14 protein-coding genes are annotated in these 16,327 nt (G+C 34.2%); 6 read left to right on the top strand and 8 right to left on the bottom strand.

The genetic code is table 11. From position 1 onward, the window contains the following. The first annotated feature begins 7 nt into the window (after nucleotides 1–7). Nucleotides 8–1,606, top strand: coding sequence for a hypothetical protein (locus VB776_RS00685; protein WP_323325015.1), 1,599 nt, complete (start codon nucleotides 8–10; stop codon nucleotides 1,604–1,606). A 97-nt stretch (nucleotides 1,607–1,703) separates the two neighbouring features. After that, entirely contained in the window at nucleotides 1,704–2,600 is an 897-nt protein-coding gene (locus VB776_RS00680) for a class I SAM-dependent methyltransferase (RefSeq protein WP_323325013.1), read from the top strand. A 217-nt stretch (nucleotides 2,601–2,817) separates the two neighbouring features. On the opposite strand, the gene VB776_RS00675 is transcribed toward VB776_RS00680, so the two are convergent. The 7 genes from VB776_RS00675 to VB776_RS00645 all read right to left on the bottom strand — a co-directional run bounded on the left by VB776_RS00675 (nucleotide 2,818) and on the right by VB776_RS00645 (nucleotide 13,042). Continuing rightward, nucleotides 2,818–5,895: an efflux RND transporter permease subunit gene (locus tag VB776_RS00675; RefSeq protein WP_323325011.1), complete on the bottom strand. Its 3,078-nt coding sequence runs from the start codon at nucleotides 5,893–5,895 to the stop codon at nucleotides 2,818–2,820. Nucleotides 5,896–5,907: 12 nt separating this feature from the next. Then, complete coding sequence (locus VB776_RS00670) at nucleotides 5,908–7,002, bottom strand: efflux RND transporter periplasmic adaptor subunit (protein WP_323325009.1); 1,095 nt, start codon at nucleotides 7,000–7,002, stop codon at nucleotides 5,908–5,910. Between the two features lie 46 nt (nucleotides 7,003–7,048). Then, nucleotides 7,049–8,302, bottom strand: a complete 1,254-nt coding sequence (locus VB776_RS00665) for a TolC family protein (protein ID WP_323325007.1) — start codon at nucleotides 8,300–8,302, stop codon at nucleotides 7,049–7,051. A 178-nt stretch (nucleotides 8,303–8,480) separates the two neighbouring features. Then, on the bottom strand, nucleotides 8,481–8,852 hold the full coding sequence (locus tag VB776_RS00660; protein ID WP_323325005.1) for a hypothetical protein: 372 nt from the start codon (nucleotides 8,850–8,852) through the stop codon (nucleotides 8,481–8,483). A 166-nt stretch (nucleotides 8,853–9,018) separates the two neighbouring features. Then, entirely contained in the window at nucleotides 9,019–9,579 is a 561-nt protein-coding gene (infC, locus tag VB776_RS00655) for a translation initiation factor IF-3 (RefSeq protein WP_184136626.1), read from the bottom strand. Nucleotides 9,580–9,756: 177 nt separating this feature from the next. After that, the gene (gene thrS / locus VB776_RS00650) at nucleotides 9,757–11,703 is read right to left on the bottom strand and encodes a threonine--tRNA ligase (protein ID WP_323325003.1); all 1,947 of its coding nucleotides are present in this window, start codon (nucleotides 11,701–11,703) and stop codon (nucleotides 9,757–9,759) included. Between the two features lie 166 nt (nucleotides 11,704–11,869). Continuing rightward, nucleotides 11,870–13,042 carry a tetratricopeptide repeat protein gene (locus VB776_RS00645; RefSeq protein WP_323325001.1) on the bottom strand — a complete coding sequence of 391 codons (1,173 nt, stop codon included), beginning with the start codon at nucleotides 13,040–13,042 and terminating at the stop codon, nucleotides 11,870–11,872. A 176-nt stretch (nucleotides 13,043–13,218) separates the two neighbouring features. On the opposite strand from VB776_RS00645, the gene rpmI reads away from it, so the two are divergent. Both rpmI and rplT read left to right on the top strand, forming a co-directional pair. Next, a complete protein-coding gene (gene rpmI / locus VB776_RS00640) occupies nucleotides 13,219–13,413 on the top strand; it encodes a 50S ribosomal protein L35 (RefSeq protein WP_323298683.1) in 195 nt (64 codons plus the stop codon). A gap of 120 nt (nucleotides 13,414–13,533) precedes the next feature. Continuing rightward, nucleotides 13,534–13,878: a 50S ribosomal protein L20 gene (gene rplT / locus VB776_RS00635; protein WP_184136617.1), complete on the top strand. Its 345-nt coding sequence runs from the start codon at nucleotides 13,534–13,536 to the stop codon at nucleotides 13,876–13,878. 41 nt (nucleotides 13,879–13,919) lie between these two features. Here rplT and VB776_RS00630 read toward each other — a convergent pair whose 3' ends face one another. After that, nucleotides 13,920–14,348, bottom strand: coding sequence for a nuclease A inhibitor family protein (locus tag VB776_RS00630; RefSeq protein WP_323324999.1), 429 nt, complete (start codon nucleotides 14,346–14,348; stop codon nucleotides 13,920–13,922). A gap of 110 nt (nucleotides 14,349–14,458) precedes the next feature. Here VB776_RS00630 and VB776_RS00625 point away from each other — a divergent pair, with 110 nt between their 5' ends. Next, on the top strand, nucleotides 14,459–14,983 hold the full coding sequence (locus VB776_RS00625; RefSeq protein WP_323324997.1) for a DUF937 domain-containing protein: 525 nt from the start codon (nucleotides 14,459–14,461) through the stop codon (nucleotides 14,981–14,983). Nucleotides 14,984–15,037: 54 nt separating this feature from the next. Then, nucleotides 15,038–16,186 (top strand): cysteine desulfurase family protein, encoded by a 1,149-nt coding sequence (locus VB776_RS00620; RefSeq protein WP_323324995.1) that lies wholly within the window; start codon nucleotides 15,038–15,040, stop codon nucleotides 16,184–16,186. Nucleotides 16,187–16,327 lie beyond the last annotated feature (141 nt).

Genomic DNA, 16,327 nt, shown 5'->3' with positions numbered 1-16,327 from the left:
TAAAAATATGAAAACCGTCGTTAAAAGGATTATTTTTTTTGTATTGATGACATGCTGTTTTCAATTCTCTCAAGCACAAAGTGTAAAAAGAGTTGAAATCCCTTTGCCTTCAAGCAATTCCGAACTTTTTACCATTCCAATAAATGATCAAGGCGTTTTGGTACTTACTCAACTAAGTAAAACCAATTTTACACTTACTAGGTTTGATACAAATTTAGACCAGATTTGGTCAATAAATGGCACCATTGATGGAAGTTTGGATTATGTAAAACATTGTTATGATGGTAAAAATCTTTACTTGCTTTTTAGCCGTTACAGAAGTAATGTTTATGAAGTAATTAAAGTAAATATTGGCCCAGGTTTTATCGAGAAGTATCAAATTATGTCGGTTGATAGAATGGAGGTTTCTGATTTTCAAGCAATAAACGCTTCCATTTTTATTGCTGGAATGGTGAATAATCAACCTGTAATTTTGTTTACGAATCTTGTAGAACGCAAAACTAAAGTATTACCAAGTGCTTTGAAAAGTCAAGCAGAGATTCAATCAATGGAATTGGATACGAGTACAGCCATTGTCAATGTTACTTATGCGGTGGGTACAAGAGGTAAAAATTATCAACTGGTCGTAAAATCGTTTGATGAAGATGGTAAGCAGATTTCTCAAGTAGTAATGAATCCAGAAAACGAATTTGCCATGATGAATGGAAAATTGAATCTAGTTTCAGACTCTACCGAAGTAATGTTTGGTACTTATGGACATAAAAATTCAATTGGTTCATCTCGTGGACCAACTTCTCAAGGAATTTATTTTTCTAAGTTACTCGACAATGAAATTACCGATTTAAAATTCCATAGTTTTACTGAATTCAAGAATTTCTTCAATTTCATGGGCGAACGCCAAAAGGAAAAACAAGAAAAGAAAATTCAGGATAAAAAGGAAAAAGGTGAGGACTTACGTTTAGATTATCGTTTGTTAGTACACGACATCATCAAACAAGACGACAAGTATATCATGGTTGCCGAGGCTTTTTATGCTGATTATCGTTATAATAATTATAGTCCATTTGGTACTTATAATGGTTTTGGTAGCCCGTATAGTTCGTTTTATAATCCATATCGTTGGGGTTATGGTTACTATGGTTTGTATTCGCCTTTTAGTTCATATTATAGTCCGTGGGGTTGGGGAAACAGATATTATGGAAACCAACAGACTTTCGACGGTTGGATTTACACCCATGCAATCGTAGCCGCTTTTGATGAAAAAGGGAATTTACTTTGGGACAATAGTATCGAAATGAAGGATGTAAAAGAACAAAAGTTAAGTGAAAAAGTAAAAGCATCTGTAAAAGGAGATGAAATTACACTTTCATACAGTAACAAAGGACAAATTTTTACTAAAATAATTAAAGCTGATAAAGTACTTGAAGATACTCAAAGTGCTAAAGTAGCCACTCAGTTGGAAGGAGATAAAGTAAAACAAACAACTTCTGATGCAATTGATTATTGGTATAAAAATTATTTCATTGCTTCTGGTTATCAGCGAATTTCGAATGATAGTGAAGGCGGAAGAAGAAATGTATTTTACATGAATAAGATTTCATTTTAGTTCAAACAAAGGCTTTTGAGTAACTTGCAGCGGTATCTACGGATACCGCTTTTTTTATGAATGAAAAAATCATTACAGATTTCATAGACATTACATTATGCAACAAGAAATTATTAAACTTGAAACCCCACAAAACTGGAAAGAATACCAATTGATAGATTCTGGAGGTTTTGAGAAATTAGAAAAATTTGGAAAGTATATTTTGCGTCGTCCAGAGCCACAAGCTGCTTGGGATAAATCGATGCCAGAGACAGAGTGGGAGAGAACCGCAAACGCTACTTTTAAAAAAGATAAAGGTTCGCAGGAAAAAGGGGAGTGGATTCTAAAGAAAGGAATGGAAGAGCGTTGGTTTATGCCTTATAAAACAGATGCTTTAGATTTGAATTTTAAGTTAGCACTTTCTTCTTTCAAACACGTTGGTATTTTTCCTGAACAAGCTTCAAACTGGGAATTTATCATGGATAAAGTAAAAAAACTCCCTGTTAAAAACCCGAAAGTACTCAATATATTTGCTTATACGGGTGGTGCTTCAATTGCTGCTAAACAAGCCGGAGCAGATATTACTCATGTTGATTCTATCAAACAAGTAATTTCATGGTCGAGAGAAAATATGGAAGCGAGTAACCTAGAGAATATACGTTGGGTGGTTGAAGATGCACTTAAATTCGTAAAGCGTGAAGCCAAACGTGGTAATATTTATCAAGGAATTATTTTAGACCCACCAGCTTATGGTCGTGGACCAGATGGCGAAAAATGGATTTTAGAAGAACAAATCAATGAATTATTGAAAACTGTAGCACAAATCCTAGATAAAGAAAATTACTTCTTAATCTTGAATATGTACTCAATGGGCTTTTCTTCACTGATTGTTGAAAATTTAGTCAAATGTTCTTTTAGCCAAACACTAAATCATGAGTTTGGAGAATTATATTTACAAGATAACTTCAAGAAAAAACTTCCTTTAGGAGTGTTTTACAGATTTGCTAGCGTTTAGTGGGCAAATACTTCAATTGCTTTTAATAGAATTAAAAAAAGCACGAAATAGTACATTTTTTTCATTGGTATGTTTTATTTTTTAGTGGTTAATTATTTGATACAAAAGTAGTTATATTCTATTCGTTTTTCAAAAGAAAATATTTCAAAAAAACAGTTTTTATAGAAAAATAATATTGTACTAGAATAATTAACCACCAAATTTTTACCAAGTCATTCTATTTATTGCGATATACTCTTTCGTAAAATAATGGAAAGATGAATAATGTTAGAATCGTTGCACCAATCATTCCACCGATTACTACAATCGCTAAAGGTTTTTGTGATTCAGAACCAATTCCTGAAGAAGTAGCGGCTGGTAGCATCCCAAAAATTCCCATCAAAGCAGTCATCATTACAGGTCTTACTCTCGATTGTACTCCTTGCATAATAGATTCATGCAGTGATAATTTCCGATGAAGATTATCTTTGAATACTTCAATCATAATAACACCATTCTGAATACAAATTCCGAAGAGAGCGATAAAGCCAATGCCTGCCGAAATACTAAAATTTGTTCCCGTAATTAATAATGCCAAAGAACCACCAATAATGGCAAAAGGAACATTTGTAAACACCAAACCTGCATCTTTCAAACTACCAAACATCAAATAAAGAATAAAGAAAATCGTAATCATTGAAATTGGAACTACTTGAGCCAAACGTTTTGAAGCTCTTTGTTGGTTTTCAAAATCACCTTTCCACTTCATTTCATAACCTTTTGGTAAGGAATGAATTACTTTGTTTACTTCTGTTTGTGCTTCTTCGATGGTACTTCCCATATCTCTACCACGAACTGAGAATTTTACAGCGATAAAACGTTTTGTATCTTCTCTGAAAATCAAACTTGGACCAGTTAAAGTACGAATGGTAGCAATTTCTTTGATTGGAATTTTTGTTCCGTTCATTGTTGGTACCATCAAGTCGCCAATTTCTGCTTCTGATTTACGATATTCAGATTGAAAACGAATTCTAATATCAAATTTACGTTCACCTTCAAATAATTGACTTGCCGTTTGTCCACCAATTGCCATTGATACAACCGCTTCAGCATCTGCTGCCTGCACACCGTATAAATCCATTTTTTGTTGGTCGAGTTCGATGCGTAATTCTGGTTGTCCTAAGTTTTTGATGATTCCTAAATCTTCAATTCCTTCAATTTTTTTCAGAACACCATTTACTTTTTCAGCTTCTTTTTCTAAATACTCAAAATCTTGACCATAGATTTTTACTGCAATAGAGCCTTTAACCCCCGAAACGGCTTCTTCAACATTGTCCATAATTGGCTGAGAAAAACCAAGACTTACTCCTTGGAATACGTCTAATTTCTTTTGCATTTGCTCAATTAATTGGGCTTTCGTCAAACCACTTTTCCACTCTTTTTGCGGATAAATATCAACGTGAAATTCTACATTATAAAAACCCGTTGGATCTGTTCCATCATTTGGTCGCCCAGCTTGCGACATTACTTGTCGTACTTCAGGAAAACCTTCAAATACTTTACGCATATCATTTGCATAACGGACAGATTCGTTCAAACTGATACTTCTTGGCATGGTTGCTCTTACGTAAATAGAACCTTCGTTCAATTGTGGCAGGAATTCCGTTCCATGAATTGTGAGCGTCCATGAACCAACTATAGTTGTGATTGCTGTTACAATAAAGGTTTTCTTTTGATGAGAAAAGCAATAATTAAACAGTTTCATAGAGTATTTCAGAATAGCATCTACAAAGAAATTAGATTTTTCTTTAACGTTCTTATTCATCAAAATACTCACCATTACAGGTACAAGTGTCAGTGTAAAAATCAAAGCACCTAACAAGGCAGCACCCAAAGTCCAAGCTAAAGGTGTAAACATTTTTCCTTCTACTTTTTGAAAAGCGAAAATCGGTAAAAGTGCAACCAGAATGATTACTTTTGAGGTAAAGATTGCCTTACCCATCGAAGTACCAGTACGTTTAATTAGCGACAATTTGGCTAATTTATTAAAACGTTCCATGCCAACTTCGTGGGCTTTATGAGACAGTACCACAATCAATCCTTCAACCACGACGACGGTTCCATCAATAATAATCCCAAAATCGACTGCTCCCAGCGAAAGTAAATTCACTGACATTCCCATTAATTTTAAACAAGTAAAGGCAAAAAGTAAAGCTAATGGAATAATCATCGCCACAATTAAAGAAGCTCGCCAGTCAGCTAAAAAGATGAGTACCATCAAAGTTACCAGAACAATTCCTTCCATTAAATTATGAGAAACGGTTTCAATACAGAAATCAAGTAAAGTTTGACGATTGTAAAACGCTTTGATATTTACATCAACAGGAAGAATTTTGGTATTCAATTCTTCAACTTTTTCATTCAAACTTTTGATAACTGCCGAAGGGTCTTCGCCTTTACGCATAACAACAATACCTTCAACTGCATCATTATTTTGTCCACGACCTACTTGTCCTAATTTGGGTAAAGCAGATTCGTTAACCGTCGCAACCGTTTTTACGTAAACTGGAACACCATTAATATTTTCAACTAAGATATTTTCGATGTCAGAAATCTTGGCTAATAAACCAATTCCACGAACAACGTAAGCTTGATTATTTTTTGTAATTACATCACCTCCAACGTTGATATTACTTTTTTGAACTGCCTGAAAGACATCTAACGGAGTAATATTATACGCTTGTAATAGATTCGGATTAACACTAATTTCATAAGTTTTTACTTCTCCACCAAAACTTACAATATCTGCAACGCCAGGAACTGAACGTAAATTTCTATCAACTACCCAGTCTTGAATTTCTTTCAATTTTCTGGCATTCAGTGATTTAGAGTCTAAAGTGTATCTAAAAATTTCACCCGTTGGACCATAAGGAGGTTGGATTTCAGGTTCAACGCCATCAGGAAGACTCAATCCTTGCAAGGCATTATTGATTTGAATTCTAGCGAAATTATTATCAACGCCATCATCAAACATTACAACGACAACCGATAAACCGAAAAGTGTCGTGGAGCGAACTGTCGTTTTTTTCTGCACTCCATTCATGGAAATTTCGAGTGGAGCAGTTACAAACTTTTCTATTTCTTCTGCACTTCGCCCTTGCCACTGTGTAATGATAGTTACTTGGGTGTTGGTAACATCAGGAAAAGCATCGATAGGAGTATTAATAAAACTAAAAATACCACCAACAACGATAACGGCCGTAAAAAAAAATACGGCAAATTTGAATTTAAGCGATAAAGCCAATAGTGTCTTCATTGTATCGATTCCTTAATTATTTAAGGCATTATAGATCATTAATTGATTTTTTACTACTACTTTTTCTCCTTCAGCTAAGCCGTTGAATACAAAAGCTTTGTTGTCTAATACTTTTGCTACTTGCACTCTTCTGGCTTCTACCTCTTTAGCATTTTTATAGACAATTACAAAATTTCTATCTTTATCGAAAATGATAGATTCGGAAGGAATCGATACAATTTTTTGATTATCAGAATAACTCACAGTTACTTTTGCGAACATTTCTGGTTTTAGAATTTTTTCGGGATTGGGCAAGTTGATTCGCACTTGCATTGTTCTTGTTTGTGGGTCAAGAACATTGTTGATTTTATCAATTTTTCCTTGAAAAACTCTATCTGGATAAGCTACCAATCTAATGGATGCTTGATAACCCACTTTAATTTTAGCAATGTCAGATTCATACACATTTGCGATAATTTGTACGGTAGAAAGATCGGCTACTGAAAAGAATGGACCAATGTCGCCTTCCCGATAAGCCATTTTTTCAGAAATGTTTCTGTTCACATCTACGATATAGCCATCTATTGGAGCTTTTACGGTATAAAAAGAATTTTTAACGCCATAAATGCCTGAGATTTCATTGGCTCTTCTCAATGTTCCTTCTGCTTTTAATAATTCATTTTGAGCGATTGTGATGTCTTTTTCAGAAGTTAAGCCTGATTTATACAAATCTTGTTGTACTTGTAAGTTTTTCTGTGCGGTCAAAAAATCAGATTTTGCACTTACAATTTGGTTTTCAACATCAGCAACTTCAGAACTATGAATAATCACCATTGATTGTCCTTTTCTAACATAATCGCCGAGTGTAATAGAAATTTTCTCAATTACGCCATCTACCAAAGGAGATACCTTTACTTGTTTTTCCTCAAATGGAGCAAGCTTTCCAGTCAATTGTAATTCACTTGATATGTTTTCAACGACGGCTGGTGCCAAAACCAATTCTTTACGAAGTTTATCCGAAAGAACAAATTCTTCTGAATTGTCAGTCTTTGTTTCTTCTTTTTTTGATTGACAAGCTAAGCAAGTAGCCAAGAGCATTAAGCCTATTATGATTTTATTCTTTTTCATGATGTACGTGAAATAGTTTTTAATTTTTAGCAAAAAATAGTGGTTATTAAAGTACTTTTTTCCCAACAACAAAGTTGAGTTCTTCGATTGAACGCATTCTATCACTTTTTAAAGCATTGAGTTCTACAACCGAAGTTTTGTATGATTCAACAAAATCTACAAATTCAATTAAAGAAATATTTCTTTTCTGGTAACTCGCTACAGCACCTTCAATCAATGTGTCAAAACTTCCAATGAATTTACTATCAATACTTTGCGCCAAGCGATTATTCTCTTGTACTTTCATAAAAGCCCTGAGTACGTCGTTTTGTAAACTAGTTTGTGCTTGTTCCAACGTTTTTTGAGCAGCCTCAATTCTGAAAGATGAAGTTTTGATATTGCCTTGATTTTTATTGAAAACAGGAAGGTCTATCTGTAAAGTAATGGCGTGATAGTTTGGAATAAAACTTCCGTTGCGGTCATACGAATAGCCAAGTCTAAGATTAGGCGTAGCCATCGCTTTTTGTAAAAGCAGATTTTCTTTTTCGTAGCGAACAGAAGCATCTTGCATTTTCAAATCATAACGATTTTCAAAAGCTGTCGCTGTTAATTGTTCTAATTTTAAATGATTGATACCAAGACTATCCAATGCTTTTTCATCAATTTTTGGAGCAATAAACGAAGTCTCTTTTGTATTAAGTAATGTTCTTAAAGTACTTTGTTTTTCGATAATTTGTTGACGAAGCTCATTTTGTTCTTTTTTTAAGGAGAATAAAAAAGCTTTTAAACGAATCACTTCTTTCAGAGGAATATTACCTTTCCCATATTGTTCTTCATAGGCAACTAGCAATTTCTGAAACGTCAGGATTTCCTCATCATACATTGCTACAGATTTTATAATGAAGAAAGTATCATAAAAATTAGTTCTTAATTCAATGGCTAGAGTTCTCAGTAAATCATAATAATTATATTCACTTGCCTCTGTATTGATTTTCGCTAACTCAATTTGTTTGTTACGTTTGCCTGCCAACAAAAAAAGCTGCTGAATTTGAAAGGCTCTTTGTCCCATGTTTCCGAGTGGGAAAGGCGTTTTTGTTTCTTGATTATAGATTTGTTGTTCTCCCGAAAAAGTTGGGTTATCCCACAACTTAGCTTGAATAATTTGGGCTTTAGAGGCTTCGATATTGTACTTCTGAGCCAGTAAAAGTGCGTTGTTTTTTAAGAAAACTGCTTCTACGTCGTTTAAAGCAAGTTTTAAAGTATCCTGCGAGAATGTCTTGAAGCAAGTCAAAGACAGCAGAATAATCCATAAACGTTTCATTTTAGTGATATTATAATGAGAGAAAAAGAGAATACAACATAGGATTGTGCATTAGAAGTACATTTAGCTTCTAATGAAATTGATAAAATAATACGAAACAGGTCTAATGCAAGACAGTAATTTATACTAGCTTACAAAACCATAAGAATATTATTTTTCAAGAAATAAAGGAAGGAAATCAAAGACGAAGTACTCTGATTTTTAAATATATTTTAGGAAGATAATTGCGTACTAATTGATGGCTGAATACGTAGCTTTCGCTGATGTAATTGATGTAAACATGATGGGCATCTTTACTAGTTTTTGAAAACCAAAGAGTGTAAAAATCTTCATCCTCAGTATCATCAGATTCCTCAGAGTTAAAATGACTATTTGCAACAAAATCATCAACAACGTCTGGAGAATCAGAATGCGTACTTCGGGCAGGAAGTTTGAATTTGGTAGTTTTTGAAGAACTAACTTGTTGAAATTCAGTAGAACATAAAATTCCCTTTAATCCTAAACTTAGGAAAATAAAGGGAATTAGATATTTGATGAATTTGAATTTCACAAGATGTAAGGAATGCTACAATTAAGTAGAGCAAATAAGAGACCAAAATTAAGTGAAACCATCAAAATGGATAAATTTATTGCTAATGAAACTATTTATTGATTAAAAAAAATATCAATCACTAAATTACTCATTCATTAAATCACTCAATTTTTTAGCGTCAATATTATTTCTTCTTTTCTTTCGGAGAAAACATAATTGACATTCTTTTTCCTTCTAAACGAGGTAGTTCATCGGCTTTTCCTACTTCTTCTAAACCTTTTGCAAAGTTCAATAATAAGATTTCTCCTCTTTCTTTAAATACGATTGAACGACCAACAAAGTGTACATAAGCTTTCACTTTTGCACCTTCTTTCAAGAAATTGATGGCATGTTTTAATTTGAAATTAAAATCGTGGTCATCAGTATTAGGTGAGAAACGAATTTCTTTCAATACTGTTTTTGCAGCGTTTGCTTTAATTTCTTTTTGTTTTTTCTTTTGTTCGTATTTGAACTTAGCGTAATCTGTAACACGACAAACGGGAGGATCTGCTTTTGGCGAGATTTCTACTAAATCTAAACCTTGCTGAACAGCGATAGCCAAGGCTTGCTTTATGTCCATGATGCCTTGCTCAACGTTTTCACCAACTAAACGTACATTTTGTACTCCTTTGATGAGACCATTTATTCTGTAAGGCTCTTCTTCTCTACGATTATTTCTAAAATTGTTATTCGGGCGTAACGCCATATTATCTAAATGATTTGTTTTAAAATGATACAATAGCAGATTTGAGAACTCAAAATTGAACTGCCAATGCTAATTTAACGGAAAATCCGTATAAAAGGTTACAAATTAACGCTTTAATTACGAATCTTCCGAAAGCTAATTCAAAAAATAAAAAAATGCAAGTTTAATTTTTAGTTCTTATTCTTTAAATCTTACAACATTTTTATTTATTTCTGTTTGCATTATGTTAATAAACTGGTCAATTGGCATCATTCCTAAATCGCCTTCTCCCTTTTTACGGACAGAAACCATGCCTTGTTCAGATTCTTTTTCTCCAACAATCAGCATGAACGGTAATTTATTAACTTCTGCATCACGGATTTTACGACCAATCTTTTCATCTCTATGGTCAATGTAGCCACGCAAGTCACTTTCTTGTAAACGCAAGAAAATTTCATTAGCATAGTCCTCGTATTTTTCAGAGATGGGCAACACTGCCAATTGCTCTGGCGATAACCAAAGAGGGAAATTACCAGCAGTGTTTTCAATTAAAATTGCCACAAAACGTTCTAATGAACCAAATGGCGCTCTGTGAATCATCACAGGACGATGTTTTTGGTTATCTGAACCTGTATATTCTAATTCAAAACGTTGTGGTAATTGGTAATCTACCTGAATAGTACCTAATTGCCATTTACGTCCTAAAGCATCTTTCACCATGAAATCTAACTTTGGACCATAGAATGCCGCTTCGCCTAATTCTACTACTGTTGGTAAGCCTTTTGCAGCCGCAGATTTGATGATGGCTGCTTCTGCTTTATCCCAATCTTCGTCTTTACCGATGTACTTTTCTTTATTTTCTGGGTCACGTAATGAAATTTGTGCTGAATAATTATCAAAACCTAAAGCTTTGAATACGTACAACACCAAATCAATTACTTTCATAAACTCGTCTTCTACTTGGTCTGGACGACAGAAAATGTGAGCATCGTCTTGCGTAAATCCACGTACACGAGTCAGACCATGTAATTCCCCTGACTGTTCATAACGATAAACAGTACCAAATTCTGCCAAACGTAAAGGTAAATCTCTATAACTACGAGGTTTAGTCTTATAAATTTCGCAGTGATGAGGACAGTTCATTGGTTTCAAGAGGAATTCCTCGTCTTCATCTGGTGTATGAATCGGCTGGAACGAATCTGCTCCGTACTTCGCATAGTGACCAGAAGTAACATACAATTGTTTAGAACCAATATGTGGAGTAATTACTGGCGAATAACCTGCACGAACCTGAGCTCTACGCAAGAAATTCTCTAAACGTTCACGCAACATTGTACCTTTTGGTAACCACAAAGGTAAACCCATGCCTACTTTTTCAGAAAAAGCGAAAAGTTCTAATTCTTTTCCCAATTTACGGTGGTCACGGCGTTTAGCTTCTTCTAATAAAGTTAAATATTCGTCTAATTCTTTTTGCTTAGGAAAAGTAACCGCATACACACGTGTCATTTGTTTGCGAGAAGTATCACCTCTCCAATAGGCACCCGCCACAGACATTAATTTTACCGCTTTGATAAAACCAGTATTCGGAATGTGTGGTCCACGGCATAAATCTGTAAAATTTCCTTGCTGATAAAAAGTGATTGAACCATCTTCCAAACCTTCTAAAAGTTCAAGTTTGTATTCATCTCCTTTTTCAGTGAAGTATTGAATGGCATCAGCTTTAGAAACTTCAGAACGTTGATATTGGTTTTTCTGACGAGCCAATTCCAACATTTTATCTTCAATTTTCTTGAACTCATCAGCACTAAGTGCTTTTTCACCCATATCAATATCGTAATAAAAACCAGTTTCAATGGCTGGTCCGATACCGAATTTTGTTCCAGGATGCAAGGCTTCGATTGCCTCGGCTAATAAGTGTGCTGAAGAGTGCCAGAAGGTAGCTTTACCGTCGGTGTCATTCCATGTTAATAACTGAAAGTCGCAGTCATCATTGATTGGTAAGGAAGCATCAACAACTTTACCATTTACTTTGGCTGCTAAAACATTTCGGGCTAAGCCTTCTGAAATGCTGAGGGCAATGTCCATCCCAGTTGTTCCCTGAGCATACTCTCTGACATTACCGTCGGGTAATTTAATTTTAATCATGAGGATTTTGTTTGTTTTGAGCCTTGTTTTGGAAGAAAATGCTCTACAAATAACATTTCTTATCAAAACGGAATCTCAAACGGCTTGTTTTAATTGTGTTGAGTAATATTTTGAAAATATTGGGGGCAAAAGTATCTGTTTTTATTCAAAATACAAGTTAATGTTTTTAGTCATTCAGAATTCCTTTGGGTTTTAATGGACGAATGCTGGTCGTATCAACTTTTCGGGCGGGTGCTTCAAAACTTGGATATGAAGTTGTGTCAAATTTTGTGTCCAAATCCGTTGAATAAATACCGTACTTTTGTTTGTGTTGTGTTCTATATACTCCATTCAATGCTCTGTAATCTTGGCTATTGCTGGCTAATAATTCACTGTAGTAAGTTTCAGCTTTGGCGAAATTACCTGTATATTCCAAACATTGAGCATATAAAAATTTCACTTCAGGATACTTTGCATTTTGCTGAAATGCTTTTTCAATAAATGGAAGGGCAAAACGGTAAGCTCTTGATTTAAAGTAAATCATTCCTGTATTGAAATTAGCTTCAATTAGTGAACTATCTAATGTAATTGCTTTATTGTAACAAAGAATTGCACTATCTAATTTCCAAGATTTTTGATATGTATTTCCTTTCTGTAAAAATAAATTTCCGCTTTTGGGATAGAATCTTAAACCTTTATTAGCATAAAGTAGTGCTAAATCATACTCTCGGAGATTGGTATGAATTTGTGCTAGTTTTAAATAAACAGGCAAAAAACTAGGTTTAAGACTTAATGTTTGCTGAAAATATCCTAAAGCAGTAGCCGTATCAGCCATTTTGGCTGAAATTTCTCCTTGTACAAAATAGGTTTCACCATTGTTGGGAGAAATTTGTAAAGACTTTCTTAAATAAGCTTTTGCCTTTTCAAACATATTTAATTGCTGATACAAATCGCCTAAAAGTGTATAAAGTTCTGGCGATTCAGCATTGAGTACTTCTGCTTTGGATGCGGCTTCAAGAGCCAATCCTGGTTGATTGGATGCTCTAAGAATCAGCGCTTTTGCTTGAAAGTAAGTGCCGACATTGGGTTTGATACTGATTGCAGTATTGATGTCGTCGAGGGCGTCACTTATTTTTTCATTTTCCAAATAAAGTAATGAACGCTTGTAATAGTTTTCGGAACTACTTGGTGATGCTTCAATGGCATCTGTTAAAAAAGCGATGGCGGCTTCTCTACGAGCTTTTTCTGTTACTTCTGGCACAGGAGGAATATTGATTCCTTTTTTTGATTCAGAAATACAAGCACTTACCAAAAACAAGATTAATAAAAAATAAAGAGATATGTTTCGATTTTTTTTCATTAAGTCAAAATTACAAACTTAGTATTTGAATTTATATGTTAAATCGGAAAATCTTTCAAAGAAAATCTTCTAAGATGGTATTTTATTTGAAGTAGGAGTATTGTCTATCATATTTTTCCGTATCTTTGCAACCTATTTTACAAAATTTATATTTTTCATTTAAAACGTTTAATAAAATGCCAAAAATTAAAACCAAATCTGGAGCGAAAAAACGCTTTAAGGTTACAGGAACAGGCAAAATCAAGCGTAAGCACGCTTTCCACAGCCATATTCTTACAAAAAAATCTACTAAACGTAAACGTAACTTAGTTCACGATACTTTAGTAAGTTCATCTGACATGGACAGAGTAACGTTAATGTTAGTAATGTAATTTTCGTTTCTTGAGAATTATTCAATTGAAACAAATTAAAATTTAGTTATTGTTCAACCAGAAAATTGGCTCATTAAGTGTTAAGCATTAACCGCCATATTTCAAAAAACAACCAAGATTATGCCACGTAGCGTCAATCACGTAGCGTCGAGAGCAAGACGTAAAAAGGTGCTCAAATTAGCTAAAGGTTTTTACGGAAGAGGTAAAAACGTTTGGACGGTAGCGAAGAACAAAATTGAAAAAGGTCTTCAATATGCTTACCGTGACCGTAAGGTTAAGAAAAGAGATTTCCGTGCTTTATGGATTCAGCGTATTAATGCTGCTGCACGTCAAGAAGGTTTATCTTACTCAGCTTTGATGGGTAAATTAAACAAACAAGGTATCGAGTTAAACAGAAAAGTATTAGCTGACTTAGCAATGAACCACCCAGAGGCGTTCAAAGCAGTAGTAGCGAAAGTAAAATAGAAAGATTAGAGCGATTCACTGAATCGCTCTTTTTTTTGTTCCTATGTTTCTATCAAAATTGTTTTCACGCCAATCCATTTATTTTCTTCATAGATTCCGAATAGAAAAACATCAATTTCTACTGCTCCGATTTTTAGTACTTGTATATCTGTTAATTTTTCAGTGAGTAAAGCTTGTAATTTTAAAGCATTTTCAACGTACTTTTTTTCTTCTTCGCCAAACCAATCTTCAACTCTAGTTAATGGTTCGAAGAAATCTTCCAAAGTAATCGCTTCTACTTCTTTGTCTGGTTCAATTCCATTGAATAGTTTAAACTCTTGTACAGAAATACTTTCAGCAGTAGTGTATTCCATTTCAAAGTATTCAACAGCTTCGTCAGATTCACTTGGGTATCGTAAATCATCAATCAGAGGTAGAATTTGTTCTTTCAAAGTGTTCACTTCGTTTTGATTTGTGCTTGTGTCGAGCATTGTATTAATTAATTTAATATTTCCTGATTCTTTTTGAATAATTCTTGAAATTAGAAAAATCTGTCTATACTTTTACTCAAAATCATAAAAACTCATAAAAACAATTCCAAATGTTAGAACAATTAATGAGTCTTATTCAAGACAATTCTCAGCAAGCTATCGTTAAAAATCCAGCTATACCAAACGAAAAAAATCAAGATGCGATGCAAACTATCATGAGTGCAGTAACGAATGGTTTGAAAGGTCAAGCACAAAATGGTGCTGGTGGTTTGGGAGCTTTAACAAGTTTGTTAGGCGGACAAACGGGCTTAAATGCAAGTACTTTGATGTCGAATCCAATTGTAGCGAACATTGCTCAACAAGCTATCACGGGTTTAATGCAAAAATTTGGTTTGGATAAAACTGCGGCGGCTGGTATTGTATCACAGGTTTTACCGAATGTAATGAACTCTTTAATTACAAAAACAAACGACCCGAACGATACTTCATTTAATTTGAATGATATTACTGGTGCATTTGCCGATGGTCAGTTTGATATGAACGATGTAAAAAATATTGCTGGCAAATTCATGAGCGGAAATGGCGGAGGTAGTGGTGTTGGCGGTATGCTTGGTGGACTGTTTGGAGGAAAATAATTCCATAAGATTTTGTATCTTTCGAGGTAAGCTTTAGGCTTACCTTTTTTTGTTATGAAATATCCCATTTACTTAGATTATAACGCTACTTGCCCAGTTGACCCAAGGGTTTTAGAAGCGATGCTTCCATATTTTACTGAACATTTCGGCAATGCGGCTTCTCGTTCACACTTATTGGGTTGGACAGCCAAAGATGCTGTTGAAACTGCTCGTGAGCAAATTGCTGAATTGATTCAGGCGAATCCGAAAGAAATCGTTTTTACAAGTGGAGCAACCGAAGCTAATAATTTGGCTTTGAAAGGAGTGTTTGAAAGTATTTTCCCTCATAAAAAACATATCATCACCGTTCAAACGGAACATAAAGCAGTATTAGATGTTTGTTTGCATCTTGAAAAGTTAGGAGCTGAAATTACTTATTTACAACCTGATGAATTTGGAAGTGTAACGATTGAACAAATAGAAAAGGCGATTCGTCCTGAAACTTTTTTGATTTCAATCATGTATGCCAATAATGAAATTGGGACAATTCAAGAGATTGAGGCAATTGGTACTTTAGCCCAAAAGCATAAAATACTTTTTCATACAGATGCCACTCAGGCAGTTGGGAAAGTACAGATTGATGTAAAATCCGCTAAGATTGATTTATTAAGTTTGTCGGGACATAAACTTTATGGACCAAAAGGAATTGGGGCTTTGTACATTAGTCGAAACTTAAAGAATCAAGATTTGGTTGCTCAAATGGATGGCGGAAAACATGAAAGAGGTTTCCGTTCAGGTACTTTAAATGTGCCTGCCATCGTAGGTTTAGGTAAAGCTTGTGAAATCGCCAATGCTGAATTATTCAATGAAAGTATTACTTTATCAAAACTAAGAGATTGTTTAGAGCTTGGAATTTTATCGAAGGTTAAAGGGACAAAAGTAAATGGCAATACGAATAATCGTTTGCCAAACGTTACCAATATTTCTTTTGAAGGTGTTGATGGCGAATTATTACTTTCTTCGTTCAGAGATATTGCGGTTTCTAGCGGTTCTGCTTGTACTTCTGCTTCTGTAGAGCCTTCTCATGTGTTAAAATCAATTGGTGTTGCTGATAAATTAGCCTATTCTTCTATTCGTTTTAGTTTAGGAAGATTTACAACACAAGCTGAAATTGATTTTACAATACAATATGTTAAAGAAGTTGTGGAAAGCTTGAGGGCTTAAATAGCTCTAGGCGATAGGCTGTATGCTTTAAGCCTATTTTAACAATAATTATAAACAAGAAAAGATGATTTATAATAATTATTTACCTGTCAATAATTGTCAATAAATTAGATAGAAAATTAAATCCGATAGCTGACAACT

Source organism: Arcicella gelida, assembly GCF_034931025.1.
Lineage (GTDB): Bacteria > Bacteroidota > Bacteroidia > Cytophagales > Spirosomataceae > Arcicella > Arcicella gelida.
This window is presented reverse-complemented; position numbering and strand designations above follow the sequence as displayed.